Origin of the sequence: Synechococcus sp. NB0720_010, from assembly GCF_023078835.1 — a bacterium.
Taxonomy (GTDB): Bacteria; Cyanobacteriota; Cyanobacteriia; order PCC-6307; family Cyanobiaceae; genus Vulcanococcus.
On record NZ_CP090898.1, the window covers coordinates 1,979,035 to 1,999,575 of the forward strand.

Sequence of the window (20,541 nt, forward strand, 5' to 3'; positions counted from 1 at the left end):
GGCCCGTCATGAGTGAGGAGAGCCCCCAGCAGGCTGCATCCGGTTCGGTGTTTGCAGAGCCCTTGCCGGAAGGGCGCCCGCCGCGTCAGGTGCTTGAGAACCTCTGGCTGTTTGCCCCCAACCGCGACACGCTGGGGGGCTCGGCCTGGTGGCTGGAAACCCCGGAGTGGGAGGGATGCGCGGGTCTTCTGATCGACTGTCCAGGACTGAACCAAGCCAACCTGGCTTTTCTGCGGGAGCGCGGCCCTGGTCGACTGGTCTTGACCAGCCGTGATGGCCACGGCCGCACCCGACGCTTTCAAGAGGAGCTGCAGTGGCCGGTCTCCCTGCAGGAACAGGAGGCCTACCTCTTGCCGACCGTTGAAGGACTCGAGCCCTTCTCGACCGAGCAGTCCCTCGCCCCGGGATACAGCCTGCGCTGGACCCCAGGCCCGACCCCGGGCAGTGCCGTGCTGCTTGCTGATCGGGCATTCAATGGCGCGCCGCTGCTGTTCTGCGGGCGGCTTCTCAGTCCAGTCGCGTCGGGTGAGGCCCGTCCCCTGCGCACGCGCCGTTCATTCCATTGGAGCCGTTGGTTGCGCAGCCTGGAGGCCTTGGGGGACTGGTTGCCCCGCTCCACGCCGGTTGCTCTGGCCAGTGGGGCTGGCTTGGGGGCCCTGCGGGGTGAGGCCTTGATCGCTGATGTTCAACAGCAGTTGCAGGCCCTGGACTGGGCTGCTTTAGAGGGCCAGGAGCCCGTCTAGGGATCGGCTCGTAGGGGCACAAAACAGTGCGAAAGGGCCGATTTCGGCAGCAAATGTGGCAAAAACGGCATGGGAAAAGGGGTTTTGAGGTTGCCGCCCCTTGCCAACCCCCATACCATTGGCGCGCTGAAACCAGTGGTGGCGGGGTTTTCTCACTCCGCCCTGCTGCTACTGAGCCCAGAGGCTTCCACTCCGATGAACAAAGCTGACCTCGTCAATCTCGTGGCTGCTCGCACCGAGTTGACCAAGACCGACGTGGCCCAGGTGGTCGACGCGGCCATCGACACCATCATCGATTCGGTTGTCGAAGGTAAGAAAGTGTCGATCCTTGGCTTCGGCTCCTTCGAGCCCCGCGAGCGCTCTGCCCGTCAAGGCCTGAACCCTAAGACCGGCCAGAAGATCAAGATCCCCGCGAAGCGCGTCCCTGCATTCACCGCAGGCAAGCTCTTCAAGGATCGCGTGCAGGGCTGATCACACCGCGCCCATTCACGGTGTTGAGCAGAGGGCGACCTTCGGGTCGCCCTTTTGCGTGTTGCGGGCCTAGCGGTTGATCGATGTCTACCTTGCTGCCCTCTCATCTCAGAGCATTACGGCGCGAGGTCGCCGATCTCAAGGAAACGGCTCGCCGGGGTCGCTATGCGCCGTCCCCGACCGGTCCACTGCATCTGGGCAACCTCCGCACGGCCTTGCTCTCCTGGTTGATCACCCGGCTGCAGGGCGGCGAGTGGTTGCTGCGGATTGACGATCTCGATACGCCCCGCAATCGAGCAGGGGCGGAGGCCAGCATTCGAGAGGACCTGCGCTGGCTGGGTTTGCTTTGGGATGGACCGGTGCTGCGCCAGAGCGAGCGCCGCGGTCTCTACGCCACGGTCCTCTCGGCCTTGCGGCGTAGCGGCCAGCTCTATCCCTGCCGCTGCAGCCGTCGGATGTTGGCTGACATCTCGGCCCCCCATGGCCGATCGGGGGTCTATCCCGGTTTTTGCCGGCCACTCACTCCCCGTTGGGGTCTGGAGGATCAGCGCCTGCCCAGTTGGCGGCTGCGGCTGGAGCCGGGACCCCTTCGTTGGCCAGAGCAGTTGGGTCCTGAGGGGTGCCTCGACGGACCGACGGAGGTCGGTGATGTGGTGCTGCGCCGGGCCGATGGTTTCCTGGCCTATCACCTGGCGACCGCGGTCGATGAGTGGGCACTCGGCATCAGTGATGTGGTGCGCGGCTTGGACCTCTGGCCGGCCACGGGACCGCAGGTGGCGGTCCTTCAGCACCTAGGCGTGGAGCCGCCGCGTTACTGGCACCTGCCCCTCTGGATGGATGGTCAGGGCCAGCGCCTGTCCAAACGCGATGGCGGCATGGGCCTTGCGGTTTGGCGGGAGCAGGGCGTTCTGCCTGAGGCGGCGATTGGTCGCTTAGCCGCCTCCTTAGCGCTGGTGCCGGAGGGCTCCTGTCTCAGCGCCCAAGAGCTGTTGCAGCACTGCCAGCTCGGGACCTTGCGGCAGCAGTTGAGCAAGGCTTAACAATCCCTTCGGGATCAAAACCCCTGGCTGCGAACAAAGTGAGGCCATCACCAGGAGCGGCCCATGGCCAGGCCCGAGGAGCAGGGGAAAACAGCCATCAATGAGGGTGCAAAGCCTTGTCCCAGGTGTGGAGGGAGCGGCATCCAGCGCACGCAAACGGCCGGCTACCGCACCTGCTTGCAATGCGTGGGTCAGGGCACCATCCTGTTGATCAGCGCTTCGTCTTCTGCCGCCAGATGAAGAAAGCCGTCGTTGCGACCACGGCCAACAGGGGTGCGGCAGTCAGCAGCAGCAGGGCAATGGCGGTCCAGTCGGTGTACATCGCGGCCAGGGCGAAAGCGGCGCCCATCCTCTCAGGCGCTCTGCTCGTTGTGAGCTGCTGTTGCGTTCCGGTTTCGGCCCGGGCGGGTGTGGTCTTTGACGATTGCCAGCCCACGCCGGATGGGGGAGTGACCTGCAACACCCAGCCGACGGGGAACACGCTGATGGATGACGAGGCGGCCCGTTACGGCCTCTTCAATGAAGCCAGCCCTGGCTGGTCGGAATTTGACCCGTACCAGGGCTACGACGACATGTTTGGCGGGAACGAAACCTGACCTGCAGGTGAGGGCTCCGTAGGATCCGCCCCATCTCGAGTTCGCTGAGCCAGCCCCCGATGGAGCTCACCTACCGTCCCCGCCGCCTGCGCCGTTCCCCTGCCCTGCGGGCGATGGTGCGTGAGACCTCCCTGAGTCCCGCGGACTTCATCTATCCCCTCTTTGTCCATGAGGGGGCCAGCAACGAACCCATCGGGGCGATGCCCGGCTGTCAGCGCTGGAGCCTGGATGGGCTCGTGCAGGAAGTCGGTCGTGCCTGGGACCTGGGGATCCGTTGCGTGGTCCTCTTCCCGAAGGTGGCCGATGGCCTGAAGACCGAAGACGGTGCGGAGTGCTTCAACGAAGGTGGCCTGATCCCTCGGGCGATCCGCCGCCTGAAGGAGGTACACCCCGAGATGGCGATCATGACGGACGTCGCCCTGGACCCCTACTCCTGCGATGGCCATGACGGAATCGTCAGTGGCGAAGGGGTCGTGCTCAACGATGAAACCGTTGCCCTGCTCTGCAAGCAGGCCGTTGCCCAGGCCCGTGCCGGTGCGGATCTGATCGGCCCCAGCGACATGATGGATGGCCGCGTTGGTGCCATCCGCGAAGCGCTCGATGAGGAAGGCTTCGAGCACGTCGGCATCATTAGCTATACGGCGAAATACGCCTCGGCCTACTACGGCCCCTTCCGTGAAGCACTGGATTCCGCCCCTCGTGCGGTGGCCAGCAAGCCCATCCCGAAGGACAAATCCACCTACCAGATGGATCCGGCCAACGCCCGCGAGGCCATCACCGAGGCCCAGCTCGATGAGCAAGAGGGGGCCGACATCATGATGGTCAAGCCCGGTCTGGCTTACCTCGACATCATTCACCGCCTCCGTGAGGAGAGCGAGCTGCCGATCGCGGCCTACAACGTCAGTGGTGAGTACGCCATGGTCAAGGCGGCCGCTGAAAAGGGTTGGATTGACGAGCGGGCTGTGGTGCTTGAAACCCTCCTCTGCTTCAAGCGTGCTGGTGCGGATTTGATCCTCACTTATCACGCCTGTGATGCAGCCGAATGGCTGCGCCAGGGCTGAAGCCGGCTCTGACGGCAAGCACTCCGGGGCAACCCCCCTAGCGTTAGCCCGTCCAACGCGGGCTGCATGAGTGGGGCTGCGCGGGTTACGCCACCTTTTGCTCGTCGTTGCCGTCGGCTTCCCGGTCGGGGTCGTCGCGCGCGAGAAGGAGATTCCTCCGGCGCTCCTCCCTCTGGTCAAGAGTTTTGAGGCGTACGCCCGGGATCTTGATCGTCTCGATGGGGTCCTCAAGGTCGCCTCACCGGAGACCCCTGCGGCTGAGCCCACTGCGGAGTTGCTGGAACGGCTCAGGCCTCCCAGCCCGGGAGACTTGCCGGCCAGAACTGAGGCCGTTGCCGTCGCACAACGGCTGCGCCTGGACCTGCAGCAGGTGATCGCCGTTGCGGTACAAAACGACCCGGTCCTGCAGCAGCAGGTTGCCGAAGTCCAGGAACAGCAGGGCTGGTTGAAATCGGTTCGCGGCCGTCTGTACCCGATCCTTGGCCTGAACCTCGGCGGGAGTTACACCCAGCAGAAGGTGGGCAATGTCGCTTGGCAGGGGAACGAGAGCCTGTATGGCGTCGACTCCGCCTTCTACGTCCCGACGGGTGGTTGGGAACGGGCCCAGACGAACGTCGGCGAAGGATTTGCCCTGCTGCGCCTCGATTACGAGCTCTTGAGCTTTGAGCGCAATGCCGCTCTCGCGGAGGTCAAAGCGGAACTCGATGCCTCTGAGCAGCGCTATGGCAACCGCCTTCGTCAGTTGCAGCTCAACGTCAGTGAGGCCTACTACCAACTGCAACTGGCTGACCAATTGCGCAGGATCCGTCAGGTGGTCGTCGACAACGACACCGTGATCTACGACCAGGTCGTGGCGATGAAGATCGCGGGCCTCGTGCCGCGGGTTGATCTCTTACGGGCTGAGGCGATGCTGCAGCAAAGCCGCTTTCGCCTTGAGCAGGCCGATGCCCTGCGATTAAGCCAGCAACGGCGGCTGAGCAACTTGGTCAATGCCCCCTTCCAGATCACGCTCGAGGCGAGCGAGGCCGTTCGCCTGCAGCCGCCCTGGCCCCTGGATCTTCAGCAGACCATTGTCCGCGGCTTCCAGGACAACCCCCAGCTCGAAGCGTTGCAATCGGCGCGTACAGCCTTGCTGCGTCAGGCGGATCGCCGGGCCGCTGAATTGCTGCCGCGGTTGGGGTTGTTTGCGACGGGCGGCTATCTGGCTGCCCAAACCACCGCCCCTTTGGTGGATCTGCAGGGGTGCTGCAAAGGGCCGGCCTATATCCCTGGACTCAATGGGGAGAGTGGGGAATGGGCCGCTGGGGTCATGCTCAATTGGCGTCTCTTTGATGCCGGGATCACCTCGGGGGCGGTTGCTGCCAGCCGAGCGGCGGCGGAGCGGACCTTGCAGGCGGAGGCCACAGAGCGCAATGCGATTCGGCAACGCCTTGAAACCGCCTACTACGACCATCGCGCGGCCCTCAGTCAGATCATTGCGTCGAACGCCTCGTTCCGGGCAGCGCGGGAGGCCTACCGCGATAGTCGCGCCCGTTTTGAGTTTGGCCTGGCGGATTACACCGACCTGGCGGACACGATTCGATCGCTGACGACGGCGATGGAGCAGCAGGCCGAAGCGATGACCTTGGCGAATGTCAGCTATGCCCAGCTGCTGCGGGAGTTGTTGCCGATTCCCACCACACTCGATGCACCGGTGAGCTTGCCCATCACTTTGTCGGCGGCGCAGGATTGATCAAGGTGTTCACCGTCGCGTGGGAGGTCGCTCCCGCACGCAAGGGATGACGACTGTTTTGCTCCATCAGGATTCGCACCGGGAAGCGTTGCGGCACCTTCACCCAGTTCCCTGTGGCGTTTTGGGGCGGCAGCAGGGAGTAGTAGGCACCACTCCCTGAGCTGATGTTGATGACCTTGCCTTTGAAGGTCACACCGGGGTACATGTCGAGCCGGACCTTGGCGGGCATCCCATCACGGATGCGGTGGATCTGGGTCTCCAGATAGTTGGCGTCCACCCACCAGTGGTTGTTGTCGACGAGGGTGAACATCGCCTGGCCAGGTTTCACATATTGACCAACACGAATGGAGAAGTTGTTGCTGACATACCCGTCCATCGGTGCGTAGTAGCGGGTGTAGTTCAAGTTGACCTTGGCGTTGCCCAGCGCCGCTTTGAGCGCACGGATGTTGGCCTCCTGCTCGCCGATCTGTTTCTCCAGTCGGCTGATGTCGAGGTTGGCCCCTTTCACCCTGGCGCGCGCTTCGAGTTTCGCGGCTTGAAATTCCTGCTCCTTCTCGAGCGAGACCACCTGTTGCTGCTGGAGGTAGGCGTAGCGCTGTTGGTTCAGGTCGATCAGCCATTGACGGGCCTCTTGATCCTTCAAGGCCTGCTTGGCCTGCAGGCGCTGTTGCTCAAGGGCTTCTTTCTGGGCGATGGCCGCATCGAGTTGATGCTGTTGCTGATCGACACTCAGTTGAAAGGGAAGCGGGACGATCTCATAGAGCAGCTGCCCCTCTTTCACGAAGGCATTGGGCTCGGTATTGACGGTCTTGATGTAGCCCTCGACATACGGTGAGACGGTCACCGTGTAGGCGTGGACGTAGGCGTCGTCGGTGTAGGGAAAGAAGTGGCCGTGGATGAAGTACGTGGCGAGGCTGGTGGCGACCAGTCCGATGGCTCCACCGGCGATTAGGCGGGTGCGCTGTTTCTTGCGGGCGGCCTCTTCAGGGCTGAGGGCCTTGGTCTCCCCTGCGGGTTGTGCCGCTGATGCGCTCACGCCCGGCTCGCCTGACTATTGCCGGAGGCTAGGGCTGTTCTTTCGTTTTGGCTGGTGCCGTGCGGTGAAGCTGGGGCAGCACGCAGAGCACCAGCAGGACGAGCCCCACCAGGGTGGCGATGTTGATGAAGTTGACCACTTCGGCCTGTTGGGCGATGGCTTTGTTGAGCAGCTCAAGGGAGCCTTGGGACCAGAGGTTGCCGCTGATGCCCATGGGATGCCCGCTCAAGGGTTCTTGGAAGGTCTCCAGCCCCCAGTTGGACCCGTAGCTCTGCTCACGAAACCGTTCCCAGCTGCCCTGCGTGCTCACGGTTCGGATAGCGGAACTCACTCCCCCAGAGAGGGCCTTGGAGATGTTCGTGCAGAAGAACAGCACGGAGCTGGCGCTGGTCATCAGTTCCGCCGGCATCGTCGAGAACGACATCTGAATCTCGAGGCAATTGATCAGGGCGAAGCAGACCCCCACCAGGATCAATTGCAGGGTGACGTTGCTGTTGCTCTGCTGGGCTGAGGTGTAAGCCATCCAGAGCGCGGTCAAGGCAAAGGTGAAGATCGCCGCAGAACAGAGTTTCTTTTTGGCGGGGATGGTGGCGGCGATGAGATGGGGGCTGGCCCCCGGCGTGACCATCAGGCCCGTCAGGATCGCCGCTGCGACAAAGGGAAGAAAGGACCAGGCGTAGTTCTCAATGGTGTTGTTGACCACCACCATCAAGAAGCGCGGGACGATCGCAAAGATCATGAACAGAAAGAACATCACGGAGCTCAGGTTCACCGCGCTCACGCAGTAATTGACGTCCTGAAAAATCTTGAGGTTGATCAGTTTGGGGACGGTGGCCACACGCCAGCCAAAGAGCCCAAGCAACAGCAGTGAGCTCCAAAGCATCACCACATAGATCCCGCTGCTGAACCACTCCCGTTGGTTCCCGACCACCAGCGAGAGGCTCAGGAGTCCGAAGCCACCGGCCATCAGCCCATAGCCCAGCCAGTCGATCTCGGCTTTCGGGTCACCCGGGGTCGCGGGCATTAATCGCAGGATAACGGCGACTGCTGCCAGGGCCGCTAGGCCCAGGCCGGCGTAGAGCGTCCGCCAACTGAGGTACCAGGTGACGAAGGCGGAGAGGGGAATGCCGATGGTGGAGCCCGTGACCAAGGCCAGGGCCACCAATCCCTTGCCCATCGGCGTGTACTTCTCCCCCAGCTGACCGCCCAGGTAGCCCCCCGCTGCCGCCGGGATCACCCCGGCTCCGAGTCCCTGCAGCACGCGCATCGCGATGAACAGCTGCGGATCGGTCGCAACGGAGCTGAGCAGGCAGGCGATGCCGAAGACCCCTGGACCCACCGTGGCGATGGCCTTGGCCCCGACCCGCTCTTTCAGGCTGCCCAACAGGGGCATGATCAGGGCGGCTGGCACCAGGAAGGCCACCTGAAACCACACCTCCAGATAGGGCGTCCCACCCACATCGCCGCTGACATATTCATGGGCGGGCACACCGATGGAGTCGGTGGAGAAAAACACCAGCTCCAGCGCCAGAAAGCAGATCGCCACCACCCCGCGATTGGTGACCCAGAGGCTGCTGGGTGGACTGCTCAAGGGGGACGATCGGTGCTCGCCCAGTGTTGCCACGCCAGCCGGGGCCTGCACGACCGAGAATGGACTCAATGCCAACGGATGCCATGGCCGTCTCCCATCGCCTTGGCCATGTCGCCCTGCGGGTGCAGGACATGGAGCGGGCCAAGCGTTTCTATCTCGATTTGGGCTTGCGGCTGACCTGGGAAGCCGCGGACTGGTGCTATGTCCAGTGGCCTACTGGTGAAGGCATTGCTCTTCTCAGCCCTGACTACAAGGCGGCAGGCCCCCACTTCGCCTTTCACGTCCAGAACCGCGCTGAAGTGGATCAGGTGCGGGAGCAGCTGCTTGCCAAGGGGCACTCCTGCGGTCCGGTGCATGACCACCGCGACGGCACGGCCTCCTTCTACATGCAGGATCCAGAAGGGAACTGGTTGGAGATGCTCTATGAGCCCGCCGGCGGGCTGCCCTCCAATATCGGAGCCGAGCCGATACCTCTGACCTACTCGTGACGGCTGAGCTGCACGCGCCCATCCAACAGGAGGCCCTGGAGCTACTGGAGTGGCCGCGGCTGGCCCACCACGTCTCCAGCTTCGCCAGCACCGCCGCCGGTCGCGTCGTGGCGGCGCGGCTGCCCCTGGCTTCGACCCGCCAGCAGAGCGTGGGCTGGCTGGCGGAGACGACCGAGCTGCTGGCGCTGGATGGCCTGATCGAAGGGGGGCTGAGCTTTCAGGGGGCTGCTGATCTGGATCACACCCTTCAGCTCTGTGCCAAAGGTGGCGTAGCCAGCGGTGATGACCTCTTGGCCGTGGCGACCACCTTGGCTGCGGCTCGGCGTCTGCGCCGGCAGATCGACGATCCCGAGCTGCGGCCGGTGACGACTGCCCTGGTGGAGCCTCTACGCACCCTGCCTGAGCTGGAGCAGCGCCTGCGCTTTTGCATTGAGGACGGGGGGCGTGTGGCGGATCGCGCCAGCCCTCCCCTCTCAGGCCTGCGTCGTCAGCTCGCCTCCGTGCGGATGGAGCGCCGTGATCGTCTGAATGAGCTGATTCGTCGTTACGCCGCGCTCCTTCAAGACACGGTGGTCGCCGAGCGCAATGGCCGGCCGGTCTTGGCGGTGAAGGCGGGCGCCGGCAGTCAGTTGCCGGGCCTGGTTCACGACAGCTCCGCCTCCGGCAACACCGTTTTTATCGAGCCCCAGGCGGTGATCCCCCTGGGCAACCGGATCCGGCAGCTGGAAGGCGAGGAGCGCGAGGCGGAGCGGGCGGTGCTCCAGGAGCTCAGCGCCCTGGTGGGAGAAGAGCAGCCGGCGCTCGAGCACCTGCAGCAGGTCCTGATTCAGCTGGATCTCGCCCTGGCTCGCGCCCGATACAGCGCTTGGCTGGGGGCTGTACGCCCCGAGCTGGAGGCCGATCCCCTGGCGCCGCTTCAGCTGGAGGGGCTGCGGCATCCGCTCTTGCTCTGGCAAGAACGTCGCCAGGGAGGCCGAACGGTCGTTCCCGTGAGCGTCCGCGTGGAGAGCAGCCTGCGGGTGGTGGCGATCACCGGCCCGAACACCGGCGGCAAAACGGTGACCCTTAAAAGCGTCGGCCTGGCGGTCCTCATGGCCCGGGCGGGCTTGTTTGTTCCCTGCAAAGGGTCGCCGCGTTTGCCCTGGTGTCAGCAGGTCCTCGCGGACATTGGCGATGAGCAGTCCCTCCAGCAGAACCTCTCGACCTTCAGTGGCCATGTGCGCCGGATTGCTCGGATCCTGGAGGCCCTGCCTGCCGCCGGTAGCGATCTGGCGACCCAGGCCGGAGCTCAATTGGTGCTTCTCGATGAGGTGGGTGCCGGCACCGATCCCACCGAGGGGACGGCGCTGGCCATCGCCCTGCTGAAGCAGTTGGCGGATCGGGCTCGTTTGACCATTGCCACGACCCACTTCGGGGAGCTGAAAGCCCTGAAGTACGACGACCCGCGCTTTGAGAATGCCTCCGTCGCCTTCGACGTCGAGAGCCTCTCGCCGACCTATCACCTGCAGTGGGGCATCCCTGGCCGCAGTAATGCCCTGGCCATCGCCACCCGACTGGGTTTGGACGGCGCGGTCCTTGATGCGGCCCAAGCCCTGCTGGCTCCCCGGGGAGAAGGGGAACTCAATCAAGTGATTGCGGGGCTGGAGAGCCAACGTCAACGGCAACAGGAGGCGGCCGAAGAAGCGGCTGCTCTGCTGGCGAGAACCGAGCTCTTGCATGAGGAGCTCCTCATGCGCTGGCAGCAGCAGAAGGAGCAGAGCGCTGAGCTGCAGGAGCAGCGCCGCGAGCAATTGGAGCGCTCGATCCGTGATGGCCAAAAGGAGGTGCGCCGCATCATTCGACGTCTCCGCCATGGCCGTGGCACAGGCAGCAGTGAACTGGGTGAATCAGCTCGCCGGGCAGGGCAGCAGCTGAAGCAGCTGGAGCAACAGCATCGCCCCCTGCCGGAGCGCCGTGACCACAAGGGTTGGCTCCCTAAGGTTGGCGATCGCGTGCGGGTCCTCTCCCTCGGCAAGGCAGGTGAGGTCCTCTCCCTCAGTGAAGACGGCCGGGAGCTCAGTGTCCGCTGCGGGGTGATGCGCCTGAACCTGGAGCTCTCCGCCATTGAGGGACTTCAGGGCGAGAAGCCCGAGCCGCCGCAAGCCCAGGTCTCGATCCGCAGTCGCCGCAATCCCGCCAGTCGAGGTCCTGAGGTGCGCACGGAGCGCAACACCATCGATGTCCGGGGCATGCGGGTGCATGAAGCCGAGTCCGCCGTGGAAGAACACCTGCGCGGAGCCAACGGTCCGGTTTGGGTGATCCACGGAATCGGCACCGGCAAGCTCAAACGCGGACTGAGGGAGTGGCTCTCCAGCGTTCCCTATGTGGAGCGGGTTACGGACGCCGCCCAGGGGGATGGCGGCCAAGGGTGCAGCGTGATCTGGGTGAAGTGAGGGGTTAGCCCAGCGATGGCAGCACCGGTTCGGGACCGCTGGCTGTAGGGGCGATTGGCTCGGGCGCCGGAGGGATCGCTTCTCCGTCGGCGTCAAAGAACCGCCAGCCCTTCGGATCGATGTCCAGGTGAACCGTTTCCCCTGGGGTGAGGTGCTCGCTGGGATCGGCCCTTAGCTGAACCAGGTGGCTTCCCTCCTGCAAGCGGCAGGTGAGCAGTTGTTCATTGCCGAGGCCCTCCACATGGCAGACCTCCGCCGGCAGATTGCGGTTGGTGGCCGGAGCCAAGTGCAGGTGTTCCGCCCGCAGGCCTCCCGTGAGGGCTTCGCTGCCCCCCGCCTCCTGCCAGTGCAGGAGGGCATCACCGCTGGGACCTTCCGGGAGAAAACGCCGGCTCCCGAGCTGCAGTTGACCCTTGCCGGCAACGTTGACGGGCAGCAGATTCATGGCGGGGCTACCGATGAATTGCGCCACAAAGAGGTTGCTGGGCCATTGATAGAGCTCCGCCGGTGTCCCGAGCTGTTGCAGGCAACCGCGGTTCAAGACGGCGATCCGATGGCCCATGGTCATCGCTTCCACCTGGTCGTGGGTCACGTAGACCGTTGTGGTGCCCAGACGGCGCTGAAGCTCGACGATCTGGGCGCGGGTTCCCGTTCGCAACTTGGCATCCAGGTTGCTCAGGGGTTCATCCATCAGGAAGACGGACGGTTGACGGGCGATGGCACGCCCTAGGGCGACCCGTTGTTTTTGCCCGCCGGAGAGTTCCTTGGGCATCCGCTCCAGCAGATGCTCCAGCTCCAGGGTGCTCGCGACCTCTTGGATGCGTGCTTCGATGCGCTGCTCTCGGCTGGAGGGAATCCGTAGCGCCTGGGGCAGAGTCCGTCCCGCCCGATGGAGGCCGTCTTGAAGTTGCTGAAGGCCCGTGCGTTGGCGCTGCCGGCGCAGGCCAAAGCCGATGTTGTCCGCCACGCTCAGGTGGGGATAGAGGGCGTAGCTCTGGAAGACCATCGCCACATCCCGCTGGGAGGGGCGCAGGTGGGTCACCCGGCGACCGCCCACGATGATTTCACCGCCGCTTGGGCTCTCCAGTCCGGCCAGGAGGCGCAGCAGCGTGCTTTTGCCGCAGCCGGAGGGCCCGACGAGAACTAAGAACTCGCCATCACGGATGGAGAGTTCCAGCTGCCGTAGGACCTCAACCGCTGCACTGCCCCGCCGCGGTGGGTAGGTCTTGCTGACCTGCTGGAAGCGAACCTCTGCCAAGAACCGGCCTCACGGCGGCCCGATCTTAGGGTTGGTCAAATGCAATTCATTGATCAGGCCCGGATCTCACTGCAGGCAGGACGCGGCGGCGATGGGATTGCCGCTTTTCGCCGTGAGAAGTACGTCCCTGCCGGCGGTCCCTCCGGTGGGGATGGCGGTCGCGGTGGTGATGTCTGGCTCGAGGCCGACCCCAACCTGCAAACCCTGCTGGACTTCAAATACAAGCGGCTCTTTGCCGCCGATGACGGTCGTCGCGGTGGGCCGAACAAGGCCACTGGAGCCAGTGGTTCTCCCCTGGTCATCAAGGTTCCCTGCGGAACGGAGGTCCGAGATGCCCGGACCCACATCCTTCTGGGAGACCTCACGGAGAAGGATCAGCGCTTGCTCGTGGCCGTCGGAGGCCGTGGTGGCCTGGGCAACGCCCACTACCTGAGCAACCGCAACCGCGCCCCCGAGAAGTTCACCGAGGGACGCGACGGCGAGGAGTGGTTGCTGCAGCTCGAGCTCAAGCTCTTGGCCGAGGTGGGGATCATCGGTTTGCCGAATGCCGGCAAAAGCACCCTGATTTCGGTGCTCTCTTCAGCCCGGCCCAAAATTGCCGACTACCCCTTCACAACCCTGGTTCCCAACTTGGGGGTGGTGCGCCGCCCCAGTGGTGATGGCACGGTCTTTGCTGATATCCCTGGCTTGATCGCCGGGGCAGCCCAGGGGGCTGGACTGGGCCATGACTTCCTGCGTCATATCCAGCGCACCCGTCTCTTGATCCACCTTGTGGATGCGAGCTCAGAGAACGTCCTGCACGATTTCCAGGTGGTGCAGCAGGAGCTGGCCGCCTATGGCAATGGCTTGGACGAGCGGCCCTGTCTGGTCGCCCTCAACAAAACCGAGTTGTTGCTCGAGGATGAGCTCGAGGAGAGGATCCAACAGGTCAGCGACCACTGCGGCCAACCGGTGCTGGATATCTCAGCAGCGACATCAAAAAATTTGGATCAGCTCTTGGCCAAGGTCTGGAAAGAGCTGGGGGTGTGAGCCAGAGAAACGAAGTTCCACCGGCTCACTGCTGAACGCTTAGAGACTCAGTCGTCGTAGACGAGGCACTCAGGGGCGTCGGGATTTAGGTCGCAGTAGACCTCCATCGGGGAGGGGTCTTTTTTGTCCTCGGGGTGGTGGGCCTTGTACTCCTCGAGGCCTTTCACTTCGTCCTCAAGGTGGCGCACTTTGCCTTGATCACCAGCAGCTTTGGCCGCTTCGATCTCGGACTTGTCCTTAGCGATGTGCTCGTCGATCGTGTTCATGCAATGAGGCCGGAGAGATCAGGCTGCTCGACGTCGCTGCACACCATACGGGGTGTCTGGCGGATGCGGAGCCAATTGTGATCGGGTTCTGATTTCGGCTTTCTGTTTTCTTCGCGGTCCGATCGCAGGACTCTGGCTAGCAGAGGGCTAGTGATGGGCTTCCAGATGGCGCGAATCACGCAGCGACACGATCGTCACTTCATGGATGAGTCCGGTCGTCTGTTCTGGATCAATGGCCCAGACCATCACTGCTATCTGTCTGAACAGAGGCAGTGGCGTGATGGGCTGAGCTTTGAAGACACCCTGGAGTGGAAGCAGTGCTCTCCGACCGGCTTGGTCAGTCAGCGTTTTCAGTCCCTGCAGGCGGCCTGCGAGGCCTTTGAACACAACCAGATCCAGTGGACCTTGGATCTCTACCTGCGGCACATGGGCGATGAAATGGCCCTTCAGCGCAGCCTGAGCGACTACAAGCCAACGGCGATGAAGGAGGTGGAAGCTCAATCGGGCCGAGCCCGCCAACAACCTTGGCTAGGGCAGGACACTCCGGTGATGCAGTGCGAGCTCAGCGCCAGACCATCCCGCCGTGCAGCGGACCTCCCCCCCCATGCCCATCGCCGCCGGCGCAGCAGTGCCCCTAGCTCGGCATCTCGCTGAGCTCGAGCCAGCGCTCTTCCCCAGCGGCGATCTGCTCAAGCAGGTTCGAGAGTTCTGCGCTCTGGGTCTCGAGGGCGGCGTAATCGCTGCCTCCTGCCGCCATGAGTGCTTCGAGTTCCTCCTTGCGTGCCTCCCAAAGGGGAAGGTTGGCGTCCAGTTGCTCGAGTTCACGGTTTTCCTTGAAGCTGCGCCGCCGGGCCTTGGCCGGTTTGGCGGGGGCCTCCTTGGCTTTTTTCTCTGCTGGACTGCTCGGAGCGGCTGGGGCTGGGCGGCTGGCGGCCTGCCGCTCGAGATAACTGCTGTAGTTCCCTTCAAAGCGCTGGAGTTGGCCGTCCTCGAAGCTGAACAGCCGATCGACGGTGCGGTCGAGGAAGTAGCGGTCGTGGGAGACCACGACGACACAACCGCGGAAGTCCTCGAGGAAATCCTCGAGCACCGTCAGGGTCTGGACGTCGAGGTCGTTCGTCGGCTCATCGAGCAGCAGGACGTTGGGCGCCTCAATCAGGAGGCGGCAGAGGTGCAGTCGCCGCCGCTCCCCGCCGGAGAGCTTGCTGACGGGCTGGTGTTGCTGCGCCGGAGGAAACAGAAATCGCTCCAGCAGCTGGGAGGCACTGAGGGTGGAACCCTCGATCTCGACAGTGCTGGCGGCCTCTTTGACGATGTCGATCACCTTGCGCTCCCGGCCGGCGGCATCGGTCTGATCGAGCACGGTGTGGCTGTGCTGGTCGAAGTAGGCGAGCTTCACGGTTGATCCCAGCTCAACCCGTCCGCCCTGGGGGATGCGTCGACCGGCAATCAGATCCAGCAGGGTTGATTTGCCGGAGCCATTCGGCCCGATGATCCCGATCCGATCCTCCGGGCTGAAGTCGTAGCTGAAGTCGCGCAACAGCGGTGTCTGGCCGCTGTTTTGGGCCTCCTCGCTGGCCCAGACCAGCACCGCCTCGGCTTCGATCGCTCGCTTTCCGAGCCGCCGCTGGTTGCTGGTCAGGCTCAGGTCCCCTCTCCCCTGGCGCTTGGGGGCCTCCTGCATGGCCTCGATCCGCTGGATGCGCGCCTTTTGTTTGGTGCTGCGCGCTTGGGGGCCCCGCTTGAGCCACTCCAGCTCACGCCGCAGCACTCCCTTGAATTTGGCTTCGCTGGCGGCAGCCGCTGCCTCCTCTTCGGCTTTTCGGGCGAGGTAATAGGCATAGTTCCCGCTGTAATTGCGGGCCTCGCCGCGGTCCACCTCCACGATTCGGTTGGTGACCTGATCGAGGACGTAGCGGTCGTGGGTGATCAGCACCAGGGACCCGCTGAAACGCTGCAGATAGCCCTGGAGCCACTGGATGCAGTCGGCATCGAGATGGTTGGTGGGCTCGTCCAGCAGCAGGACATCCGGGTCGGCCACGAGGGCGGCCGCCAGGGCTAGGCGCTTGCGGTAGCCGCCGGAGAGATCCCCGACCCGGCGTTGGGTGTCGCCGATGCCCAGTCGCTGCAGAACTTCGCGGATTTGCTGCTCCAAGCCCCAGGCTTGGCTTTGGTCCATCCGTCCATTGAGTTGGCCCAGCTCCGCCAGCAGGGCGGCATCGTCGTCGCCTCGCTCATGGGCCGCGGCGAGGGCCTCGCTGACCTCGGTGTATCGGCGCAGCAGCTGCATCTTCTCGCCGCTCTCAGCAAAGACCTGCTCGAGCACGGTCCGCTGCGGATCCATCTCCGGCTCCTGGCTCACCAGGACGATGCGGGCCTGGGGCAGGACCCGGCGGTTGCCACTCCCAGTGGGCTCGAGTCCCGCCAGAACTCGCATCAAGGTGGACTTCCCGGCGCCGTTGGGTCCGATTAGCCCCAGGCGCTCGCGTTCACCGATGTGCAGGGTCAGCCCGTCGAAGAGGGTGCGGATGCCGAAGTCCTTGCGGACATCCACCAGGCTGATCAGGCTCACAAGTTGGGGGGCTGTCGCTGCGCTTCCAGATAAGCAAACACGCTCTTATCGCCCACGTCGGCCGCGGCATCCATCGGGAATTTCCGCAGGGTCAGCACCAGCAGGAGCGCCGCCTCGATGGCCAGCAGGGTCGCCGTGGCTTCTGCGCTGAGCAGATGGCTGAGGCGTCCGAGCAGCGCCAGAGGCAGCAGCAGAGTCACGCCAATGGCCTCGGGGCGGCGGAAGCAGAAAAACTCCTTGAAGCCGATCCCCGCTAGGGCGGCGAAGAAGGGACCCACGGCCCAGATCCAGCGGCTGTCTGTGCTGAGTGCGCCGGCCATTCCTTGGGGACCGGCGCTGATCAGCAGGGCGAGGAAGCCCAGGCATCCCGCCAGCCAGAACCATTGCAGGGCCCGGTGCAGGGGGCGCAGATAGATGTGAATCCAACGCAGGGCCAGGCCAACCCCTGCGGCCAAAGGCAGTAGCCAGGGCCAGATCCACGCTCCACCGAGCTGCTGCCATTGGATCAGCAGTGCGGCCTGGGCCACTGCCGCCGTGAAGAGGGCCAGCCGGTACCCCAGGACCTCGCGCCGGTCCGTGTCCGTGATGCTGTAGGTGCCATAGACACCTTCAAAGACCGGATCGGCGGCGGCGCTCATGCTGAGACGGTTCCTGACACCAGTGTGGCCAGAGCGGGGCCCGCGGGCACGATCCCCGAAGGATGGAGGGGAAACAGGGCGCCGAAGTAGTCCTTGCGCCAGGCCTGATCGCAGCAGGTTTCGGCCACGCCAGGTAGCGCGAAGAAGCGCTGTCTCCAGGCCCAGAGCCCAGGGAGTTGCCAGAGCGGCTGACGGCTGACCCCGAACAGGGGGGCGTAGACCAACTCCAGACGAATCAAGGTGGGGAAGAGCTGAACATCAGCCAGGCTTGGTCTCTCTCCGCAGAGCCAGGGCGAGGTGCCGGCGTCAGCCAGGACCGATTCCGCTTCGCTCAAGGTCTCAAAGAGCGCTGATTCGGCCCGGTCATAGGCCGCTTGGTTGCGGGCAAATCCGCAGCGATAGACCCCGTCATTGACGCTGTATTGCAGGCGCTCGCGCCAGTGCGCGATGGCCTGAGCCTGGTTGGCGGGTTCCAGGTCGAGGGCGTCCTGCGCTGCTGGCCAGCTGTTCAGCAGTTCCATCAGGCGAGCGCTTTCGCCCACCACCACGCCTCCTGAGCGGCTGTCCACCAGGACCGGAACGGTGGCCCGCTGGTTGGGGTCTGCCCCAGCGGCTCGGTAGAGCTCCTGCAGGGTCTGGCAGCCACGGAAGGGCTCGCTGAAGCGCCAGCGGCCTGCCTTGGGATCGGGCTCCACCACCAGCAGCTCAATGCTCTGGTGCAGTTGTCGCAGCTGCCAGACGAGCCAAGCCCGGTGGGCCCAGGGGCAGCTCCGTCCCACGATCAGCACATGGGCCCCCGCCTCACCGGCCGATGGGGGCAGCGCTGGTTTGGCGACAAAGGCTCCGGCGGGGCGGGTGTAGTTCCCCTCGGCATCGGCGGGTCCAAGGCCCCCCATCAGTTGCTGCCACTGCCACTGCCAGCCGTTGCGGGCGGCTGTCACCACGGCAGGGGGGATGGCCATGGACGTTCAGAAGACTTCTGCCAGGCTGACTCAGCTGCGGGCTGGAGCAAAGGGTATGGGGCGGGCTCAGGTGTTGGTTGTGGCGGGGACCCACGGCAATGAGCGCAACGCTCCGGCCTTGCTCGAGCGTTGGCGCAGGGAGCCCCGGGACCTCGATTGCGCTGGGCTGCCTGTGCAGCTGGTCCTCGGTAATCCGGCGGCCCATGCGGCCAATCGCCGTTACATGGATCGCGATCTCAACCGCTGTTTTGCCCCCGAGCTGCTGGCCGATCTCACCCAGCAGCCCTTGGAGCTGCAGCGTGCCAGGGAGCTGCTGGCCCAGTTCGCCCCGACGGGCGCGAATCCCTGTGCGGTCGCGATTGACCTGCACAGCACCACCAGCGGCATGGGCAATTCACTGGTGGTCTATGGACGGCGTCCCGCCGATCTCGCCCTGGCGGCTGGTGTTCAGGCTCGGCTGGGGCTACCGATCTATCTGCACGAGGCCGATGCTGCCCAGACGGGTTTTTTGGTGGAGCGTTGGCCCTGCGGCCTGGTGATCGAGGTGGGGCCTGTGGCCCAAGGGCTACTCAGTGCGCCAATCCTGCGTCAAACCCAGCTAGCGCTCGAGGCGGTCTTCGCGGTCTTGGCCGAGGCGGCCGCCGGGGAGCTGCGCCTGCCCGCGGGCCTTCAGCTCTATCGCCATTGCGGCAGTGTCGATTTGCCCCGGGACTCGGCCGGCGAGGCCATCGCCTGTGTGCACCCGGCCCTCGAACGTCAGGACTGGAGGCCGCTGCAGGTCGGGCAGGCCCTCTTTTGGCAGCCCGGCGGCCAGGACTGCCCGGCTGAATGGCGCTTCGACCCGCAGACCCTGGGTTTTCCTGCCGAGGCCCACTGGCCTGTCTTTATTAATGAGGCGGCTTACGGCGAGAAGGGCATCGCCTTCAGCCTCTGTCGCCGGGAACGTTGGGCGAGCGAGGGGGCCTGGCTTGAGGCCCTGCAGGCCCTGATGGCGGCCTAGCCGCAGGCCCAGGTGCCCTGCTCCTTGGTGCAGGGCAGATCGCTGGTGCTGCCGTCTGCCCAGTAGATCCTGAGGCGGTCATCGGCGCTGTCGGTGCGGAAGGTCAAGGACTTGACCGGCCCGGCCGGGGCCTTGCCGGTGGGATCACTGGTATCCACCCCTCCAGGGTTGGCTTGCCGTTGCTCCAGCTGCTGAAGGCGCAGTTCCAGCCGATTCAGGCGTTCGATCTGCGCTTCGTTATCGCGGCGTTCCCCTCCTTGGCAGCCCGCTAGCAGGAGACCGGCAGCAAGCAGCAGCAGGGGAAGACGCATGGCGCTGAAGGCGTGACAGGCGACTCCTAGCAGCGGTTTTGGGGCTTGGCTACCTGCAGTCATGGAGGCGTTGCGCAAGATCGCTTTACAAAGCGCGCAAACTTCCTTTACATTCCCCGGGGCAACCCGTTTGGGTCGCCCTAACTACCGCTCTGACGGCTTGCCGTTGAGCCTTTCTTTCCCGTACTCATGACGACCACCCTCCAGCAGCGCCAAGGCGCTTCTGCGTGGAACCAGTTCTGCGAGTGGGTCACCAGCACCGACAACCGCCTCTATGTGGGTTGGTTCGGCGTTCTGATGATTCCCTGCCTGCTGGCCGCCACCATCTGCTTCATCGTTGCGTTCATCGCAGCACCCCCCGTCGACATCGACGGCATCCGTGAGCCTGTTGCTGGCTCCCTGATCTACGGAAACAACATCATCTCTGGTGCTGTTATCCCCTCCAGCAACGCCATCGGCCTGCACTTCTATCCCATCTGGGAAGCCGCCAGCCTCGACGAGTGGCTGTACAACGGTGGTCCTTTCCAGCTGGTTGTTTTCCACTTCCTCATCGGCATCTACGCCTACATGGGTCGTGAGTGGGAACTCTCCTACCGCCTCGGCATGCGCCCCTGGATCTGCGTTGCTTACAGCGCACCCGTGGCTGCTGCTTCCGCTGTGTTCCTGGTGTATCCCTTCGGTCAGGGCTCCTTCTCGGACGCCATGCCCCTCGGCATCTCCGGCACCTTCAACTACATGCTGGTGTTCCAGGCTGAGCACAACATCCTGATGCACCCCTTCCACATGCTTGGTGTGGCTGGTGTCTTCGGTGGTTCCCTGTTCTCCGCCATGCACGGCTCCCTGGTGACCTCCTCCCTGGTGCGTGAAACCACCGAGAGCGAGTCCCAGAACTACGGCTACAAGTTCGGCCAAGAGGAAGAGACCTACAACATCGTGGCTGCCCACGGTTACTTCGGTCGCCTGATCTTCCAATACGCCTCCTTCAACAACAGCCGCAGCCTTCACTTCTTCCTGGCTGCCTGGCCCGTCGTTGGCATCTGGTTCACCGCCCTGGGCGTCAGCACCATGGCCTTCAACCTGAACGGCTTCAACTTCAACCAGTCGATCCTGGATTCCCAGGGTCGTGTGCTGAACACCTGGGCTGACGTGCTCAACCGCGCCAACCTCGGTATGGAAGTGATGCACGAGCGCAACGCTCACAACTTCCCCCTCGACCTGGCTGCTGCTGAGTCCACCCCCGTGGCTCTGACCGCACCTGCCATCGGCTGAGGTTGATCCTCAAACCAAAAGGTTCAATCTCGGTTGAACCAGAAGC

At 64.2% G+C, this 20,541-nt stretch carries 21 protein-coding genes; 12 read left to right on the forward strand and 9 right to left on the reverse strand.

Going from position 1 to position 20,541, the window contains the following annotated elements:
• Window positions 1-8: 8 nt before the first annotated feature.
• The 3 genes from LY254_RS10395 (at window position 9) to gluQRS (ending at window position 2,254) form a co-directional block, all read left to right on the forward strand.
• The gene (locus LY254_RS10395) at window positions 9-743 is read left to right on the forward strand and encodes an MBL fold metallo-hydrolase (RefSeq protein ID WP_247477009.1); all 735 of its coding nucleotides are present in this window, start codon (window positions 9-11) and stop codon (window positions 741-743) included.
• Window positions 744-938: 195 nt separating this feature from the next.
• The gene (locus tag LY254_RS10400; RefSeq protein WP_010315164.1) at window positions 939-1,214 is read left to right on the forward strand and encodes an HU family DNA-binding protein; all 276 of its coding nucleotides are present in this window, start codon (window positions 939-941) and stop codon (window positions 1,212-1,214) included.
• A gap of 83 nt (window positions 1,215-1,297) precedes the next feature.
• Complete coding sequence (gene gluQRS, locus LY254_RS10405; protein ID WP_247477010.1) at window positions 1,298-2,254, forward strand: tRNA glutamyl-Q(34) synthetase GluQRS; 957 nt, start codon at window positions 1,298-1,300, stop codon at window positions 2,252-2,254.
• Between the two features lie 211 nt (window positions 2,255-2,465).
• Here the strand turns inward: gluQRS and LY254_RS10410 are convergent, their stop codons facing one another.
• The gene (locus LY254_RS10410; RefSeq protein WP_010315168.1) at window positions 2,466-2,603 is read right to left on the reverse strand and encodes a hypothetical protein; all 138 of its coding nucleotides are present in this window, start codon (window positions 2,601-2,603) and stop codon (window positions 2,466-2,468) included.
• Window positions 2,604-2,703: 100 nt separating this feature from the next.
• Here LY254_RS10410 and LY254_RS10415 point away from each other — a divergent pair, with 100 nt between their 5' ends.
• The 3 genes from LY254_RS10415 (at window position 2,704) to LY254_RS10425 (ending at window position 5,643) form a co-directional block, all read left to right on the forward strand.
• Window positions 2,704-2,850 carry a hypothetical protein gene (locus LY254_RS10415; RefSeq protein ID WP_247477012.1) on the forward strand — a complete coding sequence of 49 codons (147 nt, stop codon included), beginning with the start codon at window positions 2,704-2,706 and terminating at the stop codon, window positions 2,848-2,850.
• 59 nt (window positions 2,851-2,909) lie between these two features.
• Window positions 2,910-3,911, forward strand: coding sequence for a porphobilinogen synthase (hemB, locus tag LY254_RS10420; RefSeq protein ID WP_010315171.1), 1,002 nt, complete (start codon window positions 2,910-2,912; stop codon window positions 3,909-3,911).
• A gap of 70 nt (window positions 3,912-3,981) precedes the next feature.
• Window positions 3,982-5,643: a TolC family protein gene (locus tag LY254_RS10425; protein WP_247477014.1), complete on the forward strand. Its 1,662-nt coding sequence runs from the start codon at window positions 3,982-3,984 to the stop codon at window positions 5,641-5,643.
• On the opposite strand, the gene LY254_RS10430 is transcribed toward LY254_RS10425, so the two are convergent.
• Window positions 5,618-6,679 (reverse strand): HlyD family secretion protein, encoded by a 1,062-nt coding sequence (locus tag LY254_RS10430; protein WP_247477016.1) that lies wholly within the window; start codon window positions 6,677-6,679, stop codon window positions 5,618-5,620. The genes LY254_RS10425 and LY254_RS10430 overlap by 26 nt on opposite strands.
• Before the next feature lie 28 nt (window positions 6,680-6,707).
• Entirely contained in the window at window positions 6,708-8,270 is a 1,563-nt protein-coding gene (locus LY254_RS10435) for an MFS transporter (RefSeq protein ID WP_247477018.1), read from the reverse strand.
• Window positions 8,271-8,353: 83 nt separating this feature from the next.
• On the opposite strand from LY254_RS10435, the gene LY254_RS10440 reads away from it, so the two are divergent.
• Both LY254_RS10440 and LY254_RS10445 read left to right on the forward strand, forming a co-directional pair.
• Window positions 8,354-8,758, forward strand: a complete 405-nt coding sequence (locus LY254_RS10440) for a VOC family protein (RefSeq protein WP_247477019.1) — start codon at window positions 8,354-8,356, stop codon at window positions 8,756-8,758.
• On the forward strand, window positions 8,755-11,190 hold the full coding sequence (locus tag LY254_RS10445; protein WP_247477021.1) for an endonuclease MutS2: 2,436 nt from the start codon (window positions 8,755-8,757) through the stop codon (window positions 11,188-11,190). Before LY254_RS10440 ends, LY254_RS10445 begins: the two co-directional genes overlap by 4 nt.
• A 4-nt stretch (window positions 11,191-11,194) precedes the next feature.
• Here the strand turns inward: LY254_RS10445 and LY254_RS10450 are convergent, their stop codons facing one another.
• A complete protein-coding gene (locus tag LY254_RS10450; RefSeq protein WP_247477022.1) occupies window positions 11,195-12,448 on the reverse strand; it encodes an ABC transporter ATP-binding protein in 1,254 nt (417 codons plus the stop codon).
• A 39-nt stretch (window positions 12,449-12,487) separates the two neighbouring features.
• Between LY254_RS10450 and cgtA the strand changes: the two genes are divergently transcribed.
• The gene (gene cgtA / locus LY254_RS10455; RefSeq protein ID WP_247477024.1) at window positions 12,488-13,477 is read left to right on the forward strand and encodes an Obg family GTPase CgtA; all 990 of its coding nucleotides are present in this window, start codon (window positions 12,488-12,490) and stop codon (window positions 13,475-13,477) included.
• Between the two features lie 47 nt (window positions 13,478-13,524).
• On the opposite strand, the gene LY254_RS10460 is transcribed toward cgtA, so the two are convergent.
• Entirely contained in the window at window positions 13,525-13,743 is a 219-nt protein-coding gene (locus LY254_RS10460; RefSeq protein ID WP_010315181.1) for a Calvin cycle protein CP12, read from the reverse strand.
• A 165-nt stretch (window positions 13,744-13,908) separates the two neighbouring features.
• Here LY254_RS10460 and LY254_RS10465 point away from each other — a divergent pair, with 165 nt between their 5' ends.
• Complete coding sequence (locus LY254_RS10465; protein WP_247477026.1) at window positions 13,909-14,397, forward strand: hypothetical protein; 489 nt, start codon at window positions 13,909-13,911, stop codon at window positions 14,395-14,397.
• Here the strand turns inward: LY254_RS10465 and LY254_RS10470 are convergent.
• The 3 genes from LY254_RS10470 to LY254_RS10480 are packed head-to-tail and all read right to left on the reverse strand — an operon-like array spanning window position 14,378 to window position 17,915.
• Window positions 14,378-16,315 carry an ABC-F family ATP-binding cassette domain-containing protein gene (locus LY254_RS10470; RefSeq protein ID WP_247477028.1) on the reverse strand — a complete coding sequence of 646 codons (1,938 nt, stop codon included), beginning with the start codon at window positions 16,313-16,315 and terminating at the stop codon, window positions 14,378-14,380. The genes LY254_RS10465 and LY254_RS10470 overlap by 20 nt on opposite strands.
• Window positions 16,312-16,953 carry a DUF2301 domain-containing membrane protein gene (locus LY254_RS10475; protein WP_247477030.1) on the reverse strand — a complete coding sequence of 214 codons (642 nt, stop codon included), beginning with the start codon at window positions 16,951-16,953 and terminating at the stop codon, window positions 16,312-16,314. Before LY254_RS10475 ends, LY254_RS10470 begins: the two co-directional genes overlap by 4 nt.
• Window positions 16,950-17,915 carry a glutathione S-transferase C-terminal domain-containing protein gene (locus LY254_RS10480; protein ID WP_247477032.1) on the reverse strand — a complete coding sequence of 322 codons (966 nt, stop codon included), beginning with the start codon at window positions 17,913-17,915 and terminating at the stop codon, window positions 16,950-16,952. The genes LY254_RS10475 and LY254_RS10480 overlap by 4 nt, the downstream gene beginning before the upstream one ends.
• A 55-nt stretch (window positions 17,916-17,970) precedes the next feature.
• On the opposite strand from LY254_RS10480, the gene LY254_RS10485 reads away from it, so the two are divergent.
• The gene (locus LY254_RS10485; RefSeq protein WP_247477034.1) at window positions 17,971-18,915 is read left to right on the forward strand and encodes an aspartoacylase; all 945 of its coding nucleotides are present in this window, start codon (window positions 17,971-17,973) and stop codon (window positions 18,913-18,915) included.
• Here LY254_RS10485 and LY254_RS10490 read toward each other — a convergent pair.
• Window positions 18,912-19,226, reverse strand: coding sequence for a hypothetical protein (locus LY254_RS10490; protein ID WP_247477035.1), 315 nt, complete (start codon window positions 19,224-19,226; stop codon window positions 18,912-18,914). The genes LY254_RS10485 and LY254_RS10490 overlap by 4 nt on opposite strands.
• A gap of 189 nt (window positions 19,227-19,415) precedes the next feature.
• On the opposite strand from LY254_RS10490, the gene psbA reads away from it, so the two are divergent.
• Window positions 19,416-20,495: a photosystem II q(b) protein gene (gene psbA, locus LY254_RS10495; RefSeq protein WP_247476282.1), complete on the forward strand. Its 1,080-nt coding sequence runs from the start codon at window positions 19,416-19,418 to the stop codon at window positions 20,493-20,495.
• The last annotated feature ends 46 nt before the right edge of the window (window positions 20,496-20,541 follow it).

Bases quoted from the DNA above. Each gene is read 5' to 3' on its own strand.
- LY254_RS10400 (WP_010315164.1), top strand. From the start codon at position 939: ATGAACAAAGCTGACCTCGTCAATCTCGTGGCTGCTCGCACCGAGTTG.
- LY254_RS10460 (WP_010315181.1), bottom strand. From the start codon at position 13,743: ATGAACACGATCGACGAGCACATCGCTAAGGACAAGTCCGAGATCGAA.
- LY254_RS10410 (WP_010315168.1), bottom strand. From the start codon at position 2,603: ATGGGCGCCGCTTTCGCCCTGGCCGCGATGTACACCGACTGGACCGCC.
- gluQRS (WP_247477010.1), top strand. From the start codon at position 1,298: ATGTCTACCTTGCTGCCCTCTCATCTCAGAGCATTACGGCGCGAGGTC.
- hemB (WP_010315171.1), top strand. From the start codon at position 2,910: ATGGAGCTCACCTACCGTCCCCGCCGCCTGCGCCGTTCCCCTGCCCTG.
- LY254_RS10485 (WP_247477034.1), top strand. From the start codon at position 17,971: ATGGGGCGGGCTCAGGTGTTGGTTGTGGCGGGGACCCACGGCAATGAG.
- LY254_RS10440 (WP_247477019.1), top strand. From the start codon at position 8,354: ATGGCCGTCTCCCATCGCCTTGGCCATGTCGCCCTGCGGGTGCAGGAC.
- LY254_RS10395 (WP_247477009.1), top strand. From the start codon at position 9: ATGAGTGAGGAGAGCCCCCAGCAGGCTGCATCCGGTTCGGTGTTTGCA.
- LY254_RS10490 (WP_247477035.1), bottom strand. From the start codon at position 19,226: ATGCGTCTTCCCCTGCTGCTGCTTGCTGCCGGTCTCCTGCTAGCGGGC.
- LY254_RS10480 (WP_247477032.1), bottom strand. From the start codon at position 17,915: ATGGCCATCCCCCCTGCCGTGGTGACAGCCGCCCGCAACGGCTGGCAG.
- cgtA (WP_247477024.1), top strand. From the start codon at position 12,488: ATGCAATTCATTGATCAGGCCCGGATCTCACTGCAGGCAGGACGCGGC.
- LY254_RS10465 (WP_247477026.1), top strand. From the start codon at position 13,909: ATGGCGCGAATCACGCAGCGACACGATCGTCACTTCATGGATGAGTCC.
- LY254_RS10475 (WP_247477030.1), bottom strand. From the start codon at position 16,953: ATGAGCGCCGCCGCCGATCCGGTCTTTGAAGGTGTCTATGGCACCTAC.
- psbA (WP_247476282.1), top strand. From the start codon at position 19,416: ATGACGACCACCCTCCAGCAGCGCCAAGGCGCTTCTGCGTGGAACCAG.